Raw genomic sequence first — 21,348 nt, 5'->3', positions numbered from 1 at the left:
GGGCACGCGGCGTGCCGCCCGCCACGGAGCCCCCCAGGCCGGGCGGCCGGAACCGGACAGCCGGAACCAGGCAACCGGAACCAGGCAACCGGAACCGGACAGCCAGGACCCGGGCAACCGGAACCGGGTGGCCAGAACCAGACAGCCAGAGCCAGACGGCCAGAGCCAGGCAGCCGAAACCAGACGGCCAGAACCGGGCAGCCAGAACCGGGCAACCGGAACCGGGGGGCCGGAACCGGGGGGCCGGAGTCGGGTGGTCGGAGTCGGGTGGGGCATGCCGCTTTCGGAGCAATGGCCGGGACGGGCCGTCGGACCGTGCCACGCTGTGGTCAGTTTGATCACGGTCGGGTCGGGAGGCCGGGGTGTACCGCTCGGGTGAGTGGCTGGTTGAGCGGATCCGCGGTGACCGCCGGGCGGGCCCCAGGGGCTCCTCGCCCTCGGAGGCGGCCGGGCACGGCGCCGGGTCCGCACATCAGGTCGCCGGGCGTCCGTGATGGCGGGGAGCAAGGAGGGGCGGGATCCCGAGCAGCCGCCGAGCCTTCCCGACCTGCGGCTGCGGCTGCGCGAGGAACTGGGCCGGATCGACGAGCAGTTGCGCGCCCTGCTCACGGCCACGGAGCGGCTGCAGGGACTGCTGGACGCGGTGGTGGCCATCAGCCGGGAGGTGGAGCTGCCCGGGGTGCTGCACCGCATCGTGACCACCGCCATGGACCTGGTGGGTGCCCGCTACGGGGCACTGGGGGTCCTCAACGAGTCCGGGGACTACCTGGACGAGTTCATCACCGCCGGACTGTCCGAGCAGCAGCGCGCCGCCTTGGCCGGGGTCGATCTGCCGCGCGGCCGAGGCGTCCTCGGGTATCTGATCCACCACCCGGGTCCCCTGCGGATCGAGGACATCTCCAGCCACCCGGCCTCCGTCGGGTTCCCCCGTGACCACCCGCACATGGGCCATCTGCTCGGGGTCGCCATCAGAGTCCGCGGTGAGGTCTACGGCGACCTCTACCTCTGCGAGCGAAGCGACGGCCGGCCCTTCGACGTCCATGACGAGAACATCGTCGTCGCCCTGGCCAGTGCCGCCGGCATCGCGATCGAGAACGTCCGCCTGTTCGAACGGGTACGCACGGGGTCCGAGCAGTTCCAGCGGCTCCTGCTGCCGGCCCTGCCGGACCTGCGGCCGTTCACGGCCGCGGCCATCTACCGGCCCGCCGCCCAGCCCAGCCGACTGGGCGGGGACTGGTACGACGCCATCCTGCTGCCGGACGGTGTGGTGGCGGTCGTCATCGGCGACGTGGTCGGCCACGATCTGCACGCCGCGGCCGCCATGGCCTCCACCCGCAACATGCTGCGTGCCCTGCTGTTCGACCGGGGCAGTCCGCCCAGCGCGGTCCTCACCCAGCTCGACCGCACCCTCCAGGCCATCACCGACAATCCCGTCACCACCACCAACCTGGCCCGCATCGAACCCGACGGACCGGCCTGGCGGCTGCACTGGAGCACCGCGGGACATGTCCCGCCGCTGCTGGCCAGCCCCGGCCGGAGGGCGGAATACCTCTTCGCCGAACCCGGGCCGCCGCTCGGGGTGGACCCCGACCAGCCCCGCCCCGACCACACCCACCCCCTGCCCCCGGACACCACCGTCGTCTTCTTCACCGACGGGCTCGTCGAGCACCCGGACCACCCCATCGACGAGAGCCTGGACCAGCTCGCCGCTCTCGCCGCCGACCATGCCGGGCTGCCCCTGCAGGACTTCGTCCGGGCGCTGGCCGACCGACACCCCAGCGACGGTCATGACGACATGGCCATCCTCGCCCTGCGCACCCCGCCGACCGGACGGACGGCCGCCCCGTAGGCGGGCCGTCGCCGGTGACGTGGTGGAACGGGTGTGATCGACGGACGATGGACTACGGGACGAAGCCGACAGGGAGACCTCCCGATGACTCTCGCCCGGCATGAGCGGCTGCGGCACGGTGGCGTGGCCGCGCTGGAGATCTGCGCGGTCGCCGCGCTGTACTACGGCTCGGCCCGGCTGGGGCTGCTGCAGCACCTGGTGCGCGGCCAGGTCACCCCGCTGTGGCCGCCGACCGGGATCGCCCTGGCCGGGCTGCTCCTGCTCGGCCCGTGGGTCTGGCCCGGGATCGCGATCGGCGCGTTCCTGGTCAACATCACGCTCGGGCCGTCCGTCCCCGCCGTTCTGGCGATCACGGTGGGGAACACGCTCGCGCCGGTTGGCTCGTACGCGCTGCTGCGCCGCGTGCGGTTCCGCACGGAGATGGACCGGCTGCGGGACGCCCTCGCGCTGATCTTCCTCGGTGCTTTCACCGGGATGCTGGTCAGCGCGACGGTCGGCAGCGCCGCCCTGCTCCTCGCCGGCGCGCTGCCCCCCGCCGGGTTCTGGCCGACGTGGTCGGTCTGGTGGACCGGCGACGCGATGGGCGTCCTGGTGGTCGCGCCCGTGCTGCTCGTCCTGCGCTCGGCGCACCGGCCGAGGGACCTCCGGGCGGCACGATGGTGCGAGGGAGCACTGCTCGTGGTGGCCACCCTCGGTGCCGGGTTCCTGGAGACCGCCGAGGTGCCGCTCAGGTTCCTCGCCTTCCCGGTACTGATCTGGGCGGCCTTCCGCTTCCAGCTGGCGGGGGCCGCTCCCTGCGCGCTCACCCTGTCGGTCTTCGCGATCGTCGCCGCCACCCAGCGCGTGGGCCCGTTCGAAGGTCACGACCTGCTCACCACCATGATCAGTCTGCAGGCGTTCAACGCCTCCGCCGCCCTCACCGCGCTGCTGCTCGCGGCATCCGTCGCCGAGCGCAACCAGACCCGGCGGGAGATCGAGCTGGCCTGCCAGCAGCTCGGCGAGATGGTGACGAGGAGCGCGCCCGGCGGCGTCCGCCGCCCCGCGCCCCCCGACGACGGGGGCGACGCCGAAGAAGGCGGCGGACGGGGCCGGGAACCGCCGTGATCAGCCCTCCGCGATCTCGCGCACCTCGCAGGTGACCGTCCAGTGCTCCTCGTGCACCTTCAGGAACCGCTTGGCCCACTCCATCGCCTCGGCCTGGTCCTTGCACTGCATGATCACGTAGCCGCCGATGACCTCCTTGGACTCGGTGAACGGCCCGTCCGTGACGGAGACCTTCCCGCCCTCCCAGCGCACCCGGGTGCCCTGCGCGGACGGCGTCAGGCCGGCGGTGTCGAGCATCACCCCGGCCTTGGTGATCTCCTCGATCAGCTCGCCCATCCGCTCCATCAGCTCGGGGCTGGGGCCTTCCGGGGGCGCGGTGGTCTCGTCGATGCGCACGAGCGACATATAGCGCGGCATGGTGACTCCCGTGGTCGGGGGCCGGGCCTGTCCCGGCCTCACACCCGTGCGTCGAACGGCGGCGGGGCGGATCGACACCGGCCGCGGAATTCCGTCGGGGAGTTTTCCCGGGCGCCGTCCGCCTCACCTCAGCGACGCCCACAGGTCGTCTGCCGCCGGCTGCTCCGCGATCACCCGGTTGGGGTCCGACGGGGCCGTCACCACCGGCATCGTCACCGTCTTCACGTACGTCGCCGTCAGGCCCTTCAGGCTCTGCCCCAGGCGCACCAGTTCCGGCAGCGAGTCCAGTCCCGTGTCGGTGGTGAGGCTGCCGGTGACCGTGTCCGCGGCCCGGTAGAGCTTCGCGGGGTCGGTCAGCAGGTCCGTGGCGGCGATCTGTTCCAGCAGCGCCTTCACCAGGTTCTGCTGGAGACCGATGCGGCCCAGGTCGCTGCCGTCGCCGATGCCGTGGCGCGTACGGGCCAGCGCCAGCGCCCGCGCGCCGGTCAGGTGGTGGGTGCCCGCCGTGAGGCGCAGATGGCTCTTGGCGTCGTCGATGTCCTCGTCGGTGGTGACCGTGACCCCGCCGAGCGCGTCCACCAGCCGTGCGAAGCCCGAGAAGTCGATCTCCAGGTAGTGGTCCATGCGGATGCCGGTGATCGACTCGGCCGTCTTGACCGCGCAGACCGGGCCGCCCACCGCGTACGCGCTGTTGAACATCGCGTCGTGGGCCACCGGACTCGTACCGCCCGAGGCCAGCGGGCACGAGGGCCGGGTGACCAGCGTGTCGCGCGGGATGCTCACCACCGTCGCGTCCGTGCGGCCCGCGTCGATGTGCACCACCATCGCCGTGTCGGAGCGGGCGCCCAAGGTCCGGCCGCCGCCGAGCGCCGCGTTGGCCTCGCCGCTGCGCGAGTCGGAGCCCAGGACCAGGATGTTCAGGGGGCCGTCGGGCAGCCGCGAGGCGGACAAGGACCCCGAGGGTGCCGGGGCCGCCGCCGCGGGGCGGTTGTCGCCCAGGGCGCCGTTGATGTCGACGCTCCTGATGTTGTGGTTCAGATGCCAGTACGCCCAGCCCGCACCGGCGGCCGAGAGGACAAGACCGCACGCGGCCACGGCGCCGGCGGCCCTCCACAGACGTGGCCGCCGGCCGCCATGGTTGCCCGCGCTCCCGTTCTCGTCCGCGCGCTCCTCTTCTGATGTCACGCGCAGGAACGTAGATCGGATTTATGGCGAGTAACGGTACCTGACCGCCATTCTTCAGAAAATCTCACTCTTCTCAGCGTGCCCTCAGCCCAATGTCACCGACGGCACCGGGTTGCTCCCGCTCCACGACGCGTTGAACCCGAACGTCACCGAACCGCCGTCCGGCACGGTCCCGTTCCAGGAGGCGTTCGAGCACGTCACCGCCGCACCCGACTGGGTACAGTCCGCGTTCCACGCCTGGGCGATCCGCTGCCCGGCGCCGAACGACCAGTTCGCCGTCCACGACGCCAGCGAGCCGCCCGAGCAGGCGATCGTCACCTGGCCCGTGAAGCCGCTGTCCCACTGGCCGGTCACGGCGTACACCGCCGTGCAGCCGTCCGTCGGCGGGGGCGGCACGCTCGCGCCGAGCGCCTCCGCGATGCCGTCGTAGGCCGGTTTCGGCGCGTAGTTCTCGTCGTACGGGGTCGCCGCCCCGTAGCCGTCGAAGACGTCCGGGATCCACGAGTCCGAGTCGGTGAAGCCCCAGACCGTGACGCCGGCGCAGCGCGTCACCGCCGCACACGCGGAGACCACGCTGCGGTAGTCGGCCCGCTGCTGCGCCAGCTTGGCGTCGGTGGCGGGCAGTTGCATACGGATGTCCAGCTCCGTGACCGCCACGTCCACGCCCAGGTCGGCGAAGCGCTGGATGTTCTGCTGGAGCGTGGACGGGACCTGACCGAGGATCAGGTGGGCCTGCAGCCCCACTCCGTCGATCGGGACACCGCGGTCCTTGAGGGACTTGACCAGGTTGTACAGGGCCGTGCTCTTGGCGTTCACGCCCTCGACGTTGTAGTCGTTGATGTACAGCCTGGCGCTCGGGTCGGCCGCGTGCGCCCAGGTCAGAGCCTGTGCGATGTAGTCCGGGCCGAGGTTGTCGTACCAGATCGTCGAGCGGTAGGTGCCGTCCTCGTTGAACGGCTCGTTCACCACGTCCCAGGCGGCCAGCCTGCCCTTGTAGCGGGTGACCTCGGTGGTGATGTGGTCCTGGAGCAGGCCGCTGAGCTGGGCCGGTGTCCAGTTGCCGTTCGTCAGCCAGGTGGGGTTCTGGCTGTGCCAGACCAGGGTGTGGCCGCGCACCTGCTGGTCGTGGGCCTGGGCGAAGGCGACGATCTGATCGGCCTCGGCCCAGTCGTAGGTGCCGCGGCTGGGCTCCACCGAGCCCCATTTCATGGCGTTCCCGGGGGTGAGCGAACCGAACTGGCCGCCGGCGATGTCGGCGTAGGCGCCGGTGAGCCTGGAACCGGTGACGGCCGTGCCGATGACCTTGCCCCGGGCCGCCGCCAGGTCCCGCAGGGGTGTGCCGGCGGCGTGGGCCGCACTCGTGCCGGCCACGAGCAGGGCCCCGGCGGCCGCGGCGCCGGCCAGCAGGGCGGTGAGCCGGACGCGTAAGGATGGTCTGGAGGTTCTCATGGCGGGTGCCTCCGAAAGATTCGGTATTCAGACCGATTGGCTTCGGAGGAGTGTGGAGGGATTCGCCTCACCCGTCAATACATCGGCTTCCGGCCACGGCCGCCCCGTGCGTCACGCGGGAGGCGCCCCCGTACTGCTCCGCACCACCAGACTGGTCGCCAGCTCCACCCGGGTCGCCGCCGTGGCGCCGTCCCCGCGCGCCAGGTCCAGCACGAGCCGGGCCGCCGCCTCCGCCATCTCCCTCAGCGGCTGCCGCACGGTCGTCAGCGGCGGCCCCACCCAGCGGGCCACCGGCAGATCGTCGAACCCGACCACGCTCAGGTCCTCGGGGATGCGCAGCCCCAGCTCGCGAGCCGCCTCGTAGAGCCCGAGCGCCTGGAGGTCGTTGCCCGCGAAGACCGCCGTCGGCCGGTCGGGCCTGCGCAGCACGTCGAGGCCGAGCCGGTAGCCGGCGTCGTGATGAAAGTTGCCGGCCCTGATCAGCCCGGGGTCGTACGGCAGTCCCGCGGTCTCCAGCGCCGCCCGGTATCCGTCGACCCGGGCGCGGCTGCACATCATGCGCGCGGGACCGCTCAACGCGGCGATCCGCCGGTGCCCCAGCTCGATCAGATGCCGGGTCGCGGCCAGGCCGCCGTGCCAGTTGGTGGCACCGATCGACGGCACGTCGTCGCCCGGGTCGCCGGCCGGGTCCATCACCACGAACGGAATGGAGCGGCTGGTCAGCAGCGCGCGCTGGGACTCGTCGAGGCCGGACAGGACGAGGATCACCCCGTGCGGGCGGCGGGCGGCGACCTGGTCGGCCCAGGTCCGGCCGGGCGTGAGCCGCCCCGCGCTCTCGGACAGCACGACGCTCAGCCCCTCCTCGCGCGCCACGTTCTCCACGCCCCGGATGACCTCCAGCGCCCAGGAGCTCTCCAGTTCGTGGAAGATCAGGTCGATCAGGGGCGAGCGCGTGGCCTCGGAGCGGCGCCGGCGGTAGCCGTGGGCACGCAGCAGGCCCTCGACGCGGGCCCGGGTCGCCGGGGCGACGTCGGCCCGGCCGTTGAGCACCTTGGACACGGTGGGCGCGGAAACCCCCGCCTCGCGGGCGATCCCGGCGAGCGTGGCGGTCCGCACCGGACGTGCCGGCGACGGCGGGGTCTCAGAGGTCGGCGAGGTCGGCGGGGTCGCGTTCGGTCCGGCGGGTTCCGAGGGTGTCATGGGCGGATGGTATGCCGGGAAGATTCGGCACACCAGTCGAAACATTCGGTAGCTCGAACCCCGCTGGAGGAGCCCCCGGCTGCGGGTTCAGGCGCAGTCCACCGACTCGAACCGCCACCGGTGCACCGGCCGGGCCGCCAGTTCCTCGTCCGGGTCGGGCAGGTCGGGAAGGCCGGCGGCGAGGTCCGCGTCCCACCAGGTGATGACGAGGACACGGTCCTGCGGGGCCCGGAAGGTCTCCCGGCGCAGCGGCGCGGGCGTCAGCTCCTGCTCCCTCGCCCAGGCCAGCAGATCCTCGCCCCGCCCGGCCGCGGCCCGCGCCTCCCACATCAACGCGACTCTCACGAGTACAGGTTCTCCTTGCTCACCTCGTGGACGTGGTCGTGCCCGTGCCCCGGCACATGCGGGTCCGTCACCGGCAGCGACGAGTCCGCGGACAGGTCCCAGGCCGACGCCGGGCGGCCCCGGGCGACCATCTCGGCACCCAGCGCCGCGACCATCGCGCCGTTGTCCGTGCACAACTTGGGCCGGGGCACCCTCAGCCGGATCCCGGCCGCGGCACACCTCTCCCCCGCCAGCGCCCGCAGACGCGAGTTCGCGGCCACACCGCCGCCGATCATCAGATGGTCGACGCCCTCGTCCTTGCAGGCCCGCACGGCCTTCCTGGTCAGCACGTCCACGACCGCCTCCTGGAAGGACGCCGCCACGTCCCGTACCGGCACCTCCTCCCCCGCCGCCCGCTTCGCCTCGATCCAGCGGGCCACGGCCGTCTTCAGGCCGGAGAAGGAGAAGTCGTACGCCGGATCGCGCGGCCCGGTCAGACCGCGCGGGAACGCGATGGCCTCCGGGTCGCCCTCCCGCGCGTAGCGGTCGATGACCGGGCCGCCGGGGAAGCCGAGGTTCAGCACCCGCGCGATCTTGTCGAACGCCTCGCCCGCCGCGTCGTCGATGGTCGCGCCGAGCGGCCGCACGTCCGACGTGATGTCCGTGGACAGCAGCAGCGAGGAGTGCCCGCCGCTCACCAGCAGCGCCATCGTCGGCTCCGGCAGCGCGCCGTGCTCCAGCTGGTCCACGCACACATGGGAGGCGAGGTGGTTGACGCCGTACAGGGGCTTGCCCAGCGCGTAGGCGTACGCCTTCGCCGCCGAGACGCCCACCAGCAGGGCGCCGGCGAGACCGGGCCCCGCGGTGACCGCGACGCCGTCGAGGTCCTTCGCCGACACACCCGCGTCCTTCAGCGCGCGCTCGATGGTCGGCACCATCGCCTCCAGGTGTGCGCGGCTCGCCACCTCCGGGACGACGCCACCGAAGCGCGCGTGCTCGTCGACGCTGGACGCGACCGCGTCCGCGAGGAGGGTGGTGCCGCGGACGATGCCGACGCCGGTCTCGTCGCAGGAGGTCTCGATCCCCAGGACCAGGGGTTCGTCAGCCATTGCTCTCGGTTCCTTGTGCTGAGGGGGAGCCCGCGGCGGTGCCGCCGTCGGGCGCTGTGGTCAGGCGCATCACCAGGGCGTCCACGTTCCCCGGCTGGTAGTAGCCGCGTCTGAACCCGATGGGTTCGAAGCCGAAGCGCTCGTAGAGCTTCTGCGCACGGACGTTGTCGACCCGGCATTCGAGCATCACCTCGGCGCACTCGAACGCGGTCGCGGCCCGCAGCAGCTCGGTCAGCAGCTGCCCGCCGAGCCCCGTGCCCCAGTGGTCGCGGGCGACGGCGATGGTCTGGATGTCGCCCAGTTCGCCCTGGGCGGCCAGCCCCGCGTACCCGACGATCCGCTCGTCCTCGACGGCCACGACGTAGCGCCGGGTGGCCTCCGGGCCCCGGGAGTGGGCGAGTTCGGACCAGAACATGCCCCGCGACCAGGCGTCCTCGGGGAAGAGGTCCTTCTCCAGCTCCAGCACGGGATCGATGTCCCACCAGCGCATCTCGCGCAGCACGGGCGTCACGGGCGTCACGGGCGTGGTCACTTGGGGGTGACCACCTTGTAGTTCCTGGGCACCTGCGCGTCGGGGCGGCGCAGGTACAGCGGCCGGGGGGCGGCCAGTTCCTCGCCCGCCGCCAGCTTCTCCACCGCCAGGGAGGCGAGCGCGGCCGCCGAGACGTGCTCGGGCTCGCGCGTCTGCGGGAACGTGCCGGGATACAGCAGCGCGCCGCCGCCGACGGCGGGCAGGCCGGCGACCGCCTCCGCGATGTCCGCGGGCCGGTCCACGGCGGGCTCGGTGACCCTGGTGCGGGCGTTGTCGTACCGCGCCCAGTAGACCTCCTTGCGGCGGGCGTCCGTGGCCACCACGAACGGCACGTCGAGATCGGAGGCGTACGCCAGGCCGTCGAGCGTGCACAGGCCGTGCACGGGGACGCCGAGCGCGAGCCCGAAGGTGTCGGCGGTCATCAGCCCCACCCGCAGACCGGTGTAGGGGCCGGGGCCCACGCCCACGACGATGTCTGTGACGGCGTCGAGCCGTGTGCCCGCCTCGGCGAGGACACGGTCGACGGTGGGCAGCAGGAGTTCCCCGTGCCGGCGCGCGTCCGCCTGCATCGAGGACGCGACGACGGAAGTGCCGTCGTGGAGGGCGACGGTGACGGCCGGGGTGGCGGTATCCAGAGCGAGCAAGAGCACGCAAACAGCCTACGGCGCCCGGGCCCCGCGCACGGCCGACCCGGTACGGCCGGCGCCTGCTGCTACCGTCACAGCAGCGGCGTACGAAGGATTCGGTCAACGGCATCGGTACGTCGTTCGGGTCGGACACGGGTGACGAGTACCCCCCGCGCGTCGCGCGGGGTCGAGAGGTGGGCACAGGTGGCTAGGAGCAGCTCGGGATTCGTGGCCGGGCTCACCGTGGCGGCCATCGTCACGGTCGGTTTCCTCGCCTACCAGGCATCGGCGCATGTGCCCGACTCGCTGGGCAGGCCGCAGGCGAAGAAGTCGCCGGCGGCCACCGCCCCGAAGCCGCCCGCCAGGAAGAACCCCGCGGCGCTGCCCGGCGCCTCCGGCTCCGGCGAGCGGGTCGTGTACGCGCTCGACAGCGACCGGGTGTGGCTCGTGGGCGCGGACGGCAAGGTCCAGCGCACGTTCAAGGTCATGCCGGGAACGGTGGATCCGCTGCCGGGCACCTACGCGGTGACCTCCCGGACCGCCACGTCCCCCGGGTCGGACGGCAGGCTGGTCGAACACATCGTGCGGTTCACGAGCCATGAAGGCGCGGTGATCGGCTTCAGCGCGGCGGTCGACGGTTCGACGCCCAGGCCCGACGCTTCGAAGAAGCTGGGCGGGATCCGCGAGTCCCGCGCGGACGGCACGGCGATGTGGGAGTTCGCGACGCTCGGCACGAAGGTCGTCGTCACCGGGTAGCGGGCCGACGGGCACCGGACCACCGAGCACCGAGCACCGAGCACCGAGCACCGGCCACCAGACCACGGGATCACCGAGCGCCCGACCACCGGACCACCGTCACCGGACCACCGAGCACCGGCAACCGGCAACCGGCAACCGGCAACCGGCCACCGTCACCGGACCACCGGGCCACCGTCACCGGACCACCAGGCACCAGGCACCGGCCACCGTCACCGGGAAGCCGACGCGCCGGAGTGCGCGGCTCCGCTCGGTACGGCCGGCTACGCGGCCCTGCGCTGCTCGCCGGTCGCGGGCGTCCTCCGTGGCGTTCCGGCCGCCGGGGGCCGCGGCGGTGTCGAGACCGCCTTCGCCGCGGCGCATGCCGCCAGCAGGTCCCGCATCGGCACTCCGGCCGCACCGGCCGCCGCCCCCGCCTCCACGCGCGGCGGCGCCTCGTCTCGTTCCGAAGCCGGCATGGCGCCTCCTGGTGCTACGGGGGCGGATGGGTTAGGCAGACCTAACCACGGGCTGACTTCCATGTGACCACGCCGCGCACCTGCAACGCAACATCATGCCGACGGCCTGTCGGCATGCCGGGTCGGGCAGGGGACGCCTCTCAGGCGGACAGCACACCCAGGTCGACGGCCGCCCAGCGCGGGCCGATACCCGTGACGCAGACGTGCCGCGCCTCGTCGGTCGTGTCCCCGACGGCCCGGTGGATGGCGACGTGCAGCCGGTCCTCCGCCAGCTCCTCGACCTTGCCCTCGCCCCACTCCACGACGACCACGGACTGAGGCAGCGAGACGTCGAGGTCGAGGTCCTCCATCTCCTCCAGGCCACCGCCCAGGCGGTACGCGTCCACGTGGACCAGCGGCGGGCCGCCGCCGAGGGACGGGTGCACACGGGCGATGACGAAGGTCGGCGAGGTGACCGCGCCCCGCACCCCGAGCCCCTCGCCGAGCCCGCGGGTCAGCGTGGTCTTGCCCGCGCCCAGTTCGCCGTTCAGCAGCACGAGGTCGCCGGCGCGCAGCAGCTTGGCCAGGCGGCGCCCCAGTTCCCGCATCTGTTCGGGGGAGCTGACGGTGAACTCGGTGATGACGCCCGGCCGTGGCCGCTCAGCCGGGCCGTGCGGTGCTGGTGCTTCCATAGCCACCCACGGTAGCCCCTGCCGGCACCGCCCCCGCGCGCATCAGCAGGTCGGCGAGGCGGTCCGTGACGACCTCCGGGTGCTCCAGCATCACCAGGTGCCCGGCGTCCGGTACGAGCACCAGCTCCGCGTCCGGCAGCAGACCGGCGATCGCCTCGCTGTGCTCACTCGGGGTGACCAGGTCCTGCAGCCCGGCCAGTACGAGCACCGGCAGATCGGCGAAGCGGGCCAGCGCCGACGTCTTGTCGTGGTCGCTGAACGCCGGGTAGAACTCGGCGACCACGTCGATCGGCGTGCCCTCGATCATCCGCTCGGCGAACCGGGCGATGACCGGGTCGACGTCCCGGGACGCGAACGAGTACCGCTTGATGATCCCCGCGAACAGGTCGGCGGTGGCCCTGCGGCCCTTCTCCACCAGCGCCGCCTGCTGCCCGAGCACCCTCAGCACTCCGGGCAGGACGCGCCGCACGGCGTTGACGCCCGCGACGGGCAGCCCGAAGTTGACCTCGCCGAGCCGCCCGGACGACGTGCCGACGAGGGCGACGCCGACGACCCGGTCGCGGATCAGCTCGGGGTACTGGTCGGCCAGGGCCATGACCGTCATGCCGCCCATGGAGTGGCCGACGAGCACGATCGGCCCCTCGGGCACGGCCGCGTCGATCACGGCCTTGAGGTCGCGTCCGAGCTGGTCGATGGTGACGGGTGTGCCGTCGGCCTGGTCCATGCCGCGTCCGGAGCGGCCGTGGCTGCGCTGGTCCCAGTGCACGGTGCGCACGACCCCGCGCAGCGCGGCCCGCTGGAAGTGCCAGGAGTCCTGGTTGAGGCAGTAGCCGTGGCTGAAGACGACGGTGACGGGGGCTGGGGCCTTGCGCCCGAAGAGCCGCCGGCGGCGCGGGGCGGAGCCGCCCTCCGGCTCGATGTCGTCGACCTCGTAGTACAGCTCGGTGCCGTCGTCCGCGTGCGCCTTGCCCGGCGTGCCGCGCAGGGTGCCGTACGGGCCCGTCGAGTCGAGGGCGAGCCGGGCCTTCTTGCGCATGCCGCGGCCGACCGTCATCCGTTCGATCGCGACACCGGCGGCGGCACCCGCCGCCACCACGCCTACCGCGGCGCCGGCGATGCCGGCGATACGCCAGTTGCCGGCCGTGGAAGCCCCCGCGACGGCCTCCGCGGCCTCGGCGCCGCTCTCGCTCACGTCCCCGCCCCTCCTCGCCCCGGGCTCCGCTCCTGCTGCGGTACACCTGCCCAGGTTCACCCGTGTGGGTTACCCATTCTGTTCCGGGTTCACATTCACATAGACGCGCGGGACGCGGGTTCCGATCCGGGTCACGATTTCGTACGCGATGGTTCCGGCCGCCTGCGCCCAGTCCTCGGCGGTCGGCTCGCCCCGGTCTCCGGGGCCGAAGAGGATCACCTCCGTGCCGGGCGGCGGCTCGTCGCCGCCGAGATCGACCACGAACTGGTCCATGGCGATCCGGCCCGCGACCGTGCGGAGCTTGCCGTCCACCAGGACCGGGCCGGTCCCGGAGGCATGGCGCGGAACGCCGTCCGCGTAGCCGACGGGGACCAGGCCGAGGGTGGTGGCGCCGGGAGTGGTGTACAGGTGGCCGTAGCTGACGCCGTGGCCACCGGGGACCTTCTTCACCAGGGCGAGCGATGCCTTCAGCGTCATCACGGGGCGCAGCCCGAAGTCGGCCGGGGTGCCCATCTCCGGGCTGGGCGAGATGCCGTAGACCGCTACTCCCGTACGGACGAGGTCGAAGCGGGCCTCGGGCAGGGCCAGCGCGGCGGGCGAGTTGGCGATGTGGCGCACCTCAGGCCGTAGGCCCTGCTCCTCGGCGTACGCCACCATCTCGCGGAAGCGGGCGAGCTGCGCCTGGATCGAGGGGTGGCCGGGCTCGTCGGCACAGGCGAAGTGCGACCAGACACCGACGACGGTGATCAGGCCGTCGGCCTGGGCGCGCAGGGCCTCGGCGACGAGTTCGGGCCAGTCCCCGGGCTGGCAGCCGCCCCGCCCGAGACCGGTGTCGGCCTTGAGGTGGACACGGGCGGGCGCGCCGGCGGCGGCCGCCGCCTCGCGCAGCTCCCCGACGGCCCACAGGCCGCTCACGGACACGTCGACGTCGGCTTCGATCGCCCGGCGCCAGGGGCCGCCGGGGGTCCACAGCCAGCACATGACACGGCAGTCCAGCCCGGCCGCGCGCAGCGCGAGAGCCTCCTCGGGCGTGGCCGTGCCGAGCCATTCGGCTCCGGCCTCGACGGCCGCGCGGGCGCACGGCACCGCGCCGTGACCGTACGCGTCCGACTTGACCACGGCCATCAGCGCGGCACCGGACGCACGGGCGCGCAGCGTACGGACGTTCGCCCGCAGGGCCGCCAGATCAACCTCGGCACAGGCACGAAGGGAAGCAGTTTCGGAGAATCTCATCGCCCCCCAGTCTCTCAGAGCCCCCCGAGCCCCGTGATCACGCCGGGGGCGTGACGGCGATCGGCAGTTTCGTCCCATGTGCGGGAACGGGTGACAACGCCCTTCCGGGTGCCCGAGTGGAACGGATCTGCCGATCCCGGGTTTTGCTCAGTGCCGCACGTCCCGCCACGCCTCCGGAAGCGCGTTCGCCACGTCGTGCGCCCCCGCCGGCGCGCCGTCCGCCGCGTAGCGGCCCGCGAGGCCGTGCAGGTAGGCCGCCACGCTCCCGGCATCCCGCGCGGACAGGCCGGCCGCCAGCAGGGAGCCCGCCAGCCCGGACAGCACGTCCCCGCTCCCCGCGGTCGCCAGCCACGGCGTGCCCGTCGGGTTCACCCGTACCGGGCCGCCCCCCGGGTCCGCCACCAGCGTGGTGGAGCCCTTGAGGAGGACGGTCGCCCCGAACCGCGCCGCCAGCTCCCGCACCGCCGTGAGCCGGGCGCCCTCGACCTCCTCCCGCGACACCCCGAGCAGCGCGGCGGCCTCACCCGCGTGCGGGGTCATCAGCGTCGGCGCCTCACGTCCGCGTACGGCGTCCCGGTCGGCCAGTCGCAGCCCGTCCGCGTCGACGAGCACCGGCACGTCCGCCTCCAGCACCTCCGCCACGGCCGACGCGTCGTCCCCGGCGCCCGGCCCCACGACCCATGCCTGCACCCGCCCGGCCTTCGCGGGCCCCCGGTCGGAGACGAGGGTCTCCGGGAAGCGGGCGATCACGGCGCCCCCGGCCGGCCCCACGTACCGCACGGCCCCGGCCCCGCCCCGCAGCGCACCCGCCACCGCGAGCACGGCGGCGCCGGGGTAGCGCGCCGACCCGGCGGCGATGCCGACCACCCCGCGCCGGTACTTGTCGCTCTCGGCCACCGGCGCCGGCAGCAGGGCCGCCACGTCCGCGTGCTGCAACGCCTCCAGTTCGGCCTCCGCGGGCAGGTCGAGCCCGATGTCGACCAGGCGCACGGTTCCGGCGTGGTCCCTGGCCGGATCGACGAGCAGCGCCGGCTTGTGCGTACCGAAGGTGACGGTCACGTCGGCCCGTACCGCCGCACCCCGCACCTCGCCGCTGTCGGCCTCGACACCGCTGGGCAGGTCGACGGCCACCACGGCCGCGCGGGACCGCCCGGCGAGCGCGGCGAGCCGTGCGGCGTCCGGCCGGAGTCCGCCCTTGCCGCCGATCCCCACGATGCCGTCGAGGACGAGGTCGGCCCGCCGGATCCGCTCCTCGGCGGCCGTGGCGGGTTCGGGTCCGCCTCCGGGCACCACGGTGCCGCCCTCCCTCCGCAGGGCCGCGAGTCCTCCCTGGTGGGTCCGTTCGGGCGAGAGCAGCACCGCCGTGACCCCCGCCCCGCGCCGGGCCAGCCGCGCCCCGGCGTAGAGGGTGTCACCGCCGTTGTCCCCGCTTCCGACCAGCAGCACGACCCGGCTGCCGTACACCCGCCCCAGCAACCGGGCGCAGGCCGCGGCCAGTCCCGCGGCGGCGCGCTGCATCAGCGCCCCCTCCGGAAGCCGCGCCATGAGCGCGCGTTCGGCCGCCCTCACCGTCTCCACGCTGTACGCAGTACGCATACCGTGAGTCTCCCGCACCCGCGTACGCCGCGGGCGGACCTATCCCTCCGCCACGACCACCGCGGAGGCCACACCCGCGTCATGACTGAGCGACACGTGCCAGGACCGCACGCCGAGTTCCGCGGCGCGGACCGCGACCGTGCCCGTCACGCGCAGCCGCGGCTGCCCGCTGTCCTCGACGTAGACCTCGGCGTCGGTCCAGCGCAGCCCGATCGGCGCGCCCAGGGCCTTGGCCACCGCCTCCTTGGCGGCGAACCGCGCGGCCAGCGAGGCGACACCGCGCCGTTCGCCGCTGGGCAGTGACAACTCGCTCGGCAGGAACAGGCGGTCGGCCAGCCCGGGGGTACGCCGCAACGACGCCGCGAAGCGGTCGATCTCGGCCACGTCGATTCCGACCCCGATGATGCTCATACGGAGCACCCTATGGTCTGGCCGGCGCCCGCTGAGCGGCCGGCCGGGCCGGGCTCGGGATGCTGCGGGGCCCGTCGGGCAGATCGACGTCCGCCCTGTCGGCGCGGCCAAATATGCTGCCGCGCATGAGCGAGGTGGGCAGCGACGGCAGACGGGTCGTCGACGGGCGGTTCGAACTTCAGGCACGGCTCGGCAGCGGGGGGATGGGAACGGTCTGGCGCGCCAGAGACCTGGTGCTCGACCGGATCGTCGCCGTCAAGGAGGTCCGCCCGCCCGACCGGGACCTGGCCGAGTACGATCCGGACGCCGCGCGGATGCTGCGGGAACGGGTGCTCCGCGAGGCGAGGGCGCTGGCCAGGATCAACCACCCGAACGTGGTCACGATCCACCACATATTCGACGGCGGCGAGGGTTCCTACCCGTGGATCGTCATGGAGTACGTCAGCGGCGGCTCGCTGGCCGACCTCCTGGCCCGGGGGCCCATGGCTCCGCTGCAGGCGGCACGGATCGGCCTGGAGGTGCTGGCAGCGCTGCGCGCCGCCCACGACGTCGGCATCCAGCACCGGGACGTCAAACCCGCCAACGTGCTGATGCACCCCGACGGCCGCCCCGTGCTCACGGACTTCGGCATCGCGGCGATCCGTGACGCGACCGCGCTCACCGCCACCGGTTCGGTGATCGGAACGCCCGACTACATGGCTCCGGAGCGCGTCTCCGGCCGTGCCGACGGGCCGGCCTCGGACCTGTGGTCGCTGGCGATGATGCTGTACACGGCCGTCGAGGGCCACCACCCGCTGCGCCGCGGTACGACGCTGGCCACCCTCGCCGCCGTCCTCAACGACGAGGTACCGCCGCCGGTCAAGGCGGGACCGCTGAGAGACGTACTGACGCGGGTCCTCGTACGGGACCCGGCGGCGCGGCCGGACGCGGAGACGCTGGGCCGGATGCTGGCCGACGTGGCGGAGGGGCGGCAGGAGCCCACCACCTCCTACCAATTGCAGCCGCCGCCCGCCGGCAGCGCCACCGCCGTCCCGTCCACCCCGGTGGGTTTCGGGCCGCCCCCGGCGTTCCCGCCGCCGCAGGACGCCGTTCCCGCGCCGACGAAGGTGCCCGTGCCTCCGGTCCACCGGAGGCGTCGGGCTGCGATCCTCCTGCCCGTCGCCATGGCCGTGCTCGGCGGGATCCTGGTGTGGGCGCTGCTGCCGGGGGGCGGCACGGACGCCTCGGGCTCCGGCGGTGGGGCGACATCCCGCCCGACGGCGAGCGCACCGGCCGGCGGCGACCCGACGGCCCACGAGTCGCCGCAGACGGCGAAGACCACCGACCTGCTCACCCCGGACGGCATCCGCACCGCGATCAAGGCGTTCAAGAAGGAGACCGGCAGGGACCGCTTCGGCGACTTCACGGTGTATCCCGACTACGTCTCCGCGTATCTGATGGTCAAGGGCAGCAGCACCAAGTACGACACCTACACCTACCGCCCCGGCACGGGCGTGGAGAAGGGCATCATCCGCGGCACACTGTCCGGCGGGGACCAGCCGGTGAGCCTGGACGACTTCAACTGGGACAGGGTCCCCGCACTGCTCGCCGAGGCGAAGAAGAATCTCAAGGTCGACCACGTCAACTCCCGCTATCTGCTGCTCCGGCAGCCGAACAGCGTGTTCGACTCCCCGGCCGGCATGGCGGTGTACCTGAGCAACGCGTACTCCGAGAGCGGGTATCTCGAAGCGGACAAGCACGGCAAGGTGACCAGGGTGATGCCCTTCGGGGGCTGAGCCGCCCCCGGCAGCGCCGCCCGTCCGGGCGCCCCACGATCCGTCCGGCGCCCGCACGCCCGGCTCCCCCGCGACCAGATCGGCCTCCTGCGCCGCGGTGACGGCCCGGTCGAGGAAGCGGGTGAACATATCCGCGTCGGGGCACAGGTGGAGGCCCTGGTGGAGATGTTTCGGAGAACCCGGCCCCACACGTGCTCAGGACGCGCAGGACCGCCGCGGCCCGGGCCGCGAGGTACCTTGCGGTGAAGCCCGCGGCCCATCGCTCGGGGTGGTCCTGTTCCTCCCCGTCCATGCGGGCGTGTATCCCGGCCAGATCCTCCGGGGAAACAACTCCGCGCCGCCCGAGATCCTCCAGCCCGTTCCGGAAGTCGCCCGCCGCCTTCTCCTCGGGGATGTGCACCCACCCACATAGCCATCCGCGACTCCAAGACCCCGGCCAGGGCCGCCCTCTCCTTCCCGGCCGGTGCCCTCACCACCTTCGTCGAAGCCCTCAAGAACGCCCCCGCCCCCGGACAACGCCACCCCCCGAAACTGAGTCCCCTCATGTCACAGCTCCCTGCTAGCCTGCGGAGACTCGATCGATCCGTGCACAGCCGTGGTTCACATCCTCGCCCATGCCTGCACTTCTGGATCACCTTGCGCGCCCTGGGGGCCCGTCGGCGCGCCCCGCAGTCGAGACGTATCCGAACGCCAAGGGGGGCGGACGCATGAGCAGTACCACCAGGGGTAGAGCCGACGGCGAAGACGGCGGCAGAAGCGCCGGCTCGCCGGATCCGGTGACCGACCCGTTCGACGCCCTGCCGGGGCTCGCTCCGCTGCGCGCCGCCGCCCAGGCCGGCGACTGGGCGGCCACCCAGGACTTCTTCACCGGACTGGACTGCGTCGACAAGGTCTCCTTCGCCGTCGGCGCCCTCGCCGACATCGAAGGGACCGAAGGGTACCTGGAGAAGGCCGCCAAAGCCCTGCCCGGCGACCCGCTGCCGCGCACGCTGCTCGCCGAGCGGTACATCCGCATCGGCTGGGCGATCCGCAGCGGTGCCCGGGCCGAGCATGTCTCGCGGGACCAGTTCGACCAGTTCCACGCCTGGTTACGCAAGGCCGAGCAGACGCTGATCGAGGTCTGCGCGGAGCAGCCCGCGTACGCCCCCGCCTGGACCGCCCGGCTGCTGACCGCTCGGGGTCTGGAGCTGGGGCATTCCGAGGCCCGGCGCCGCTACGACCGGCTGTCGGCCCACCACCCGCACCACTTCCGCGCGCAGTCGCAGCTGCTGCAGCAGCTGTGCCCCAAGTGGAGCGGTTCCTGGGAGGACGCGCACGGCTTCGCCCGGGAGTGCGCGAGCGCCGCGCCGGACGGCTCGCACGCCGGGATCCTGGTCGCCGAGGCCCATATCGAACACTGGCTGGACCTGTCCGGAGCCGAGGGCACGCAATACATGCGGAACGTTTCGGTCCGCAACGACCTGCGGCACGCGGCCCAGGTGTCCGTGCTGCACCCGGACTACCGGCCGGGCTGGGACTGGATCAGGGGGCACAGCGCCTTCGCTCTGGCCTTCTCCCTCGGCGGTCACCTGGCGGACGCCGCCCGGCACTTCGCCGCCCTGGGCAGCACGGCCTCCACGTCCTCGTGGCAGTACCTGGGCGACTGGAAGAGCCAGTTCGTGAAATACCGCGCGGCCGCGCTGGCGACGCTCTGAGGGGGAGACGGACAGATGACCACACACGACGCGACCGTGAGACGCCCTGCCGCAGACCTCGCCGCCCTCGACGGCCTGATCACCCACACCACCGTCCAGGGCGTGCCCGTCCTCCACGCCCCGCGAACCGGCAGCGGCCCCGGCGAGATCATCGCCGGTCTCTTCTTCCGCGTGGGCCGCGCCGACGAGACCCTGGCAACATCGGGCATCACCCACCTCGTCGAACACCTCGCGCTGCACCGCCTGGGCGTGTCCGACGTGCACTTCAACGGCGCCACCGCGAACGCGTACACGCTCTTCCACGTGATCGGCGACGAGGACGAGGCCGTCGCGTACCTCAACGGGGTCTGCGCGGCCCTGCGCGACCTGCCGCTGGACCGCCTGGAGACGGAGAAGGAGATTCTCCGCACGGAGGCCGCGGGCCGTGCCAACGGCCCCAACTCCCAGCTGCCGCTGTGGCGTTACGGCGCCCAGGGCTACGGTCTGTCCAGCTATGACGAACTCGGCACCTGGAGCCTGACGGCCGATCAGGTGAGGCACTGGGCCGAGACCCGCTTCACCAGGGACAACGCCGTGCTGTGGATCACCGGTGACCACGTGCCGGACGGCCTGGACCTCACCCTGCCCGCGGGCAGCCGCATCCCGGCTCCGGCCGCGTCCAGCGCGCTGCCCGTCACGCCCGCCCACATCCGCGGCGACGCCGGCCACATCGTCTTCGACACCGTGCTGCGCCGCTCCGCCGCCGCCGCGCTCTTCGCCGACGTCCTGGGCCGCGCGCTGTTCCAGGACCTGCGCCAGGAGGGCGGCTACTCGTACACGGCGGAGGCCGACTACACGCCCCGCGACGCCGACTTCGCCACCCTCACCGCGTACGCCGACGCGTTGCCCGACAAGCAGGCAGCGGTGGTCGGCGGGTTCGTCGACACGCTCGCCCGGCTGCGTGCGGGCCGCATCGAACAGGCCGAACTGGATTCCGCGCGGGGCAAGATGCTCAAGCGGTACGACGCTCCCGACCTCGGTGCCGCCCTGCTGCCGTCGTACGCGCTCAGCCTGCTGCTCGGTCACCGGCTCCTGTCTCCCGAGCAGCACAAGACCGAGTTGGAGGCGGTCACGGTCGCGGACCTTCGCCGGGTCGCCCGTGAGGCATGGGACGGCGGGCTGTTCCAGGCGCCCGGCCGGGGCGCCGACTGGGCGGGCTTCACGCTCGCACCGCAGTACTCGTCGTCCTCGGTCACCGGCACCCGGCACCGGTCGCTGGAGGACGACGACGTCACGCTGGTCATCGGCGGCGAAGGCGTGAGCCTGCTGCTGCCGGGCGGCCCGGTCACCGTGCGGTACGACGCCTGCGCCGCCATGACGACCCGCCCCGACGGGGCCCGCGTCCTGACCGGCCTCGACGGTTTCCGTGTGGCGGTGGAGCCGACCATGTTCCGAAACGTCACGGCCGAGCGGATCGCGTCGCTGGACGCGGCCGTCCCCACCGCCGCGGTCGTCCCACTGCCGGCCCGGGCCCCGGAACGGATACCGCGGCCGCGCGAACGAGAGACGCCCGAGCAGAAGGCCGGGCGCGGTACCGGCAGGAAGGCGGCCGCCCGCAACTGGCCTCTCGGGCTGGTCCTGATGGTGGCGTTGGACGCGGTGTTCGGCCTGGGTCTTCTCTTCGCCGTCGTCTTTGCGTCCGACTCGGCCCACCCGGCGTGGAGTTACCTTCCCCGCGCGATCCTGCCGACCGCCGTGCTGGTCCACTACACCCGCCGGGCATACCGCCGCGCCAAGGGCGCCCGCAGTTGACCCCCGGGCCACCCCGGCCGCCGGCGCCCGGGCCGG

20 protein-coding genes and 1 pseudogene are annotated in these 21,348 nt (G+C 73.2%); 7 read left to right on the top strand and 14 right to left on the bottom strand.

Going from position 1 to position 21,348, the window contains the following annotated elements:
• Nucleotides 1-493 precede the first annotated feature (493 nt).
• The gene (locus ACFSL4_RS12345; RefSeq protein WP_381081578.1) at nucleotides 494-1,849 is read left to right on the top strand and encodes a PP2C family protein-serine/threonine phosphatase; all 1,356 of its coding nucleotides are present in this window, start codon (nucleotides 494-496) and stop codon (nucleotides 1,847-1,849) included.
• An 84-nt stretch (nucleotides 1,850-1,933) separates the two neighbouring features.
• A complete protein-coding gene (locus ACFSL4_RS12340; protein ID WP_381081576.1) occupies nucleotides 1,934-2,953 on the top strand; it encodes an MASE1 domain-containing protein in 1,020 nt (339 codons plus the stop codon).
• Here the strand turns inward: ACFSL4_RS12340 and ACFSL4_RS12335 are convergent, their stop codons facing one another.
• The 8 genes from ACFSL4_RS12335 to tsaB all read right to left on the bottom strand — a co-directional run bounded on the left by ACFSL4_RS12335 (nucleotide 2,954) and on the right by tsaB (nucleotide 9,759).
• On the bottom strand, nucleotides 2,954-3,310 hold the full coding sequence (locus ACFSL4_RS12335) for a YciI family protein (protein ID WP_381081574.1): 357 nt from the start codon (nucleotides 3,308-3,310) through the stop codon (nucleotides 2,954-2,956).
• 123 nt (nucleotides 3,311-3,433) lie between these two features.
• Nucleotides 3,434-4,501, bottom strand: a complete 1,068-nt coding sequence (locus ACFSL4_RS12330; RefSeq protein ID WP_381081627.1) for an LCP family protein — start codon at nucleotides 4,499-4,501, stop codon at nucleotides 3,434-3,436.
• A 78-nt stretch (nucleotides 4,502-4,579) separates the two neighbouring features.
• Nucleotides 4,580-5,944, bottom strand: a complete 1,365-nt coding sequence (locus tag ACFSL4_RS12325) for an endo-1,4-beta-xylanase (protein ID WP_381081572.1) — start codon at nucleotides 5,942-5,944, stop codon at nucleotides 4,580-4,582.
• A gap of 111 nt (nucleotides 5,945-6,055) precedes the next feature.
• Nucleotides 6,056-7,144 carry a LacI family DNA-binding transcriptional regulator gene (locus ACFSL4_RS12320; protein WP_381081570.1) on the bottom strand — a complete coding sequence of 363 codons (1,089 nt, stop codon included), beginning with the start codon at nucleotides 7,142-7,144 and terminating at the stop codon, nucleotides 6,056-6,058.
• 87 nt (nucleotides 7,145-7,231) lie between these two features.
• The gene (locus ACFSL4_RS12315) at nucleotides 7,232-7,489 is read right to left on the bottom strand and encodes a hypothetical protein (RefSeq protein ID WP_381081568.1); all 258 of its coding nucleotides are present in this window, start codon (nucleotides 7,487-7,489) and stop codon (nucleotides 7,232-7,234) included.
• Nucleotides 7,486-8,577 (bottom strand): tRNA (adenosine(37)-N6)-threonylcarbamoyltransferase complex transferase subunit TsaD, encoded by a 1,092-nt coding sequence (tsaD, locus tag ACFSL4_RS12310; protein ID WP_381081567.1) that lies wholly within the window; start codon nucleotides 8,575-8,577, stop codon nucleotides 7,486-7,488. Before tsaD ends, ACFSL4_RS12315 begins: the two co-directional genes overlap by 4 nt.
• Nucleotides 8,570-9,067, bottom strand: coding sequence for a ribosomal protein S18-alanine N-acetyltransferase (rimI, locus tag ACFSL4_RS12305; protein WP_381081625.1), 498 nt, complete (start codon nucleotides 9,065-9,067; stop codon nucleotides 8,570-8,572). The genes tsaD and rimI overlap by 8 nt, the downstream gene beginning before the upstream one ends.
• Nucleotides 9,068-9,105: 38 nt before the next feature.
• Nucleotides 9,106-9,759, bottom strand: a complete 654-nt coding sequence (gene tsaB, locus ACFSL4_RS12300; RefSeq protein ID WP_381081566.1) for a tRNA (adenosine(37)-N6)-threonylcarbamoyltransferase complex dimerization subunit type 1 TsaB — start codon at nucleotides 9,757-9,759, stop codon at nucleotides 9,106-9,108.
• 180 nt (nucleotides 9,760-9,939) lie between these two features.
• Here tsaB and ACFSL4_RS12295 point away from each other — a divergent pair, with 180 nt between their 5' ends.
• Complete coding sequence (locus ACFSL4_RS12295; protein ID WP_381081565.1) at nucleotides 9,940-10,491, top strand: L,D-transpeptidase; 552 nt, start codon at nucleotides 9,940-9,942, stop codon at nucleotides 10,489-10,491.
• A 263-nt stretch (nucleotides 10,492-10,754) separates the two neighbouring features.
• On the opposite strand, the gene ACFSL4_RS12290 is transcribed toward ACFSL4_RS12295, so the two are convergent.
• The 6 genes from ACFSL4_RS12290 to ACFSL4_RS12265 all read right to left on the bottom strand — a co-directional run bounded on the left by ACFSL4_RS12290 (nucleotide 10,755) and on the right by ACFSL4_RS12265 (nucleotide 16,052).
• Nucleotides 10,755-10,949: a hypothetical protein gene (locus ACFSL4_RS12290; protein ID WP_381081563.1), complete on the bottom strand. Its 195-nt coding sequence runs from the start codon at nucleotides 10,947-10,949 to the stop codon at nucleotides 10,755-10,757.
• Between the two features lie 140 nt (nucleotides 10,950-11,089).
• Nucleotides 11,090-11,620: a tRNA (adenosine(37)-N6)-threonylcarbamoyltransferase complex ATPase subunit type 1 TsaE gene (tsaE, locus tag ACFSL4_RS12285; protein ID WP_381081561.1), complete on the bottom strand. Its 531-nt coding sequence runs from the start codon at nucleotides 11,618-11,620 to the stop codon at nucleotides 11,090-11,092.
• Nucleotides 11,589-12,812 carry an alpha/beta fold hydrolase gene (locus ACFSL4_RS12280; protein ID WP_381081559.1) on the bottom strand — a complete coding sequence of 408 codons (1,224 nt, stop codon included), beginning with the start codon at nucleotides 12,810-12,812 and terminating at the stop codon, nucleotides 11,589-11,591. The genes tsaE and ACFSL4_RS12280 overlap by 32 nt, the downstream gene beginning before the upstream one ends.
• Nucleotides 12,813-12,881: 69 nt before the next feature.
• Nucleotides 12,882-14,045 carry an alanine racemase gene (alr, locus tag ACFSL4_RS12275; protein WP_381081557.1) on the bottom strand — a complete coding sequence of 388 codons (1,164 nt, stop codon included), beginning with the start codon at nucleotides 14,043-14,045 and terminating at the stop codon, nucleotides 12,882-12,884.
• 147 nt (nucleotides 14,046-14,192) lie between these two features.
• Entirely contained in the window at nucleotides 14,193-15,641 is a 1,449-nt protein-coding gene (locus ACFSL4_RS12270; protein ID WP_381081555.1) for an NAD(P)H-hydrate dehydratase, read from the bottom strand.
• A gap of 39 nt (nucleotides 15,642-15,680) precedes the next feature.
• Nucleotides 15,681-16,052 carry a holo-ACP synthase gene (locus ACFSL4_RS12265; RefSeq protein ID WP_381081553.1) on the bottom strand — a complete coding sequence of 124 codons (372 nt, stop codon included), beginning with the start codon at nucleotides 16,050-16,052 and terminating at the stop codon, nucleotides 15,681-15,683.
• A 125-nt stretch (nucleotides 16,053-16,177) separates the two neighbouring features.
• On the opposite strand from ACFSL4_RS12265, the gene ACFSL4_RS12260 reads away from it, so the two are divergent.
• From ACFSL4_RS12260 to ACFSL4_RS12245, 4 genes and pseudogenes are all read left to right on the top strand, one after another.
• Nucleotides 16,178-17,827, top strand: coding sequence for a serine/threonine-protein kinase (locus ACFSL4_RS12260; RefSeq protein WP_381081550.1), 1,650 nt, complete (start codon nucleotides 16,178-16,180; stop codon nucleotides 17,825-17,827).
• Nucleotides 17,828-18,226: 399 nt separating this feature from the next.
• Nucleotides 18,227-18,325 (top strand): annotated as a pseudogene (locus ACFSL4_RS12255) (DUF397 domain-containing protein); the annotation flags it as partial.
• 209 nt (nucleotides 18,326-18,534) lie between these two features.
• Nucleotides 18,535-19,521 carry a hypothetical protein gene (locus ACFSL4_RS12250; protein WP_381081548.1) on the top strand — a complete coding sequence of 329 codons (987 nt, stop codon included), beginning with the start codon at nucleotides 18,535-18,537 and terminating at the stop codon, nucleotides 19,519-19,521.
• A gap of 15 nt (nucleotides 19,522-19,536) precedes the next feature.
• The gene (locus ACFSL4_RS12245; RefSeq protein ID WP_381081546.1) at nucleotides 19,537-21,312 is read left to right on the top strand and encodes a M16 family metallopeptidase; all 1,776 of its coding nucleotides are present in this window, start codon (nucleotides 19,537-19,539) and stop codon (nucleotides 21,310-21,312) included.
• Nucleotides 21,313-21,348 lie beyond the last annotated feature (36 nt).

Source organism: Streptomyces caeni, from assembly GCF_042678285.1.
Lineage (GTDB): Bacteria > Actinomycetota > Actinomycetes > Streptomycetales > Streptomycetaceae > Streptomyces > Streptomyces caeni.
The sequence above is the reverse complement of the archived record's forward strand: the minus strand, read 5'-3'. Positions and strand labels throughout refer to the sequence as shown.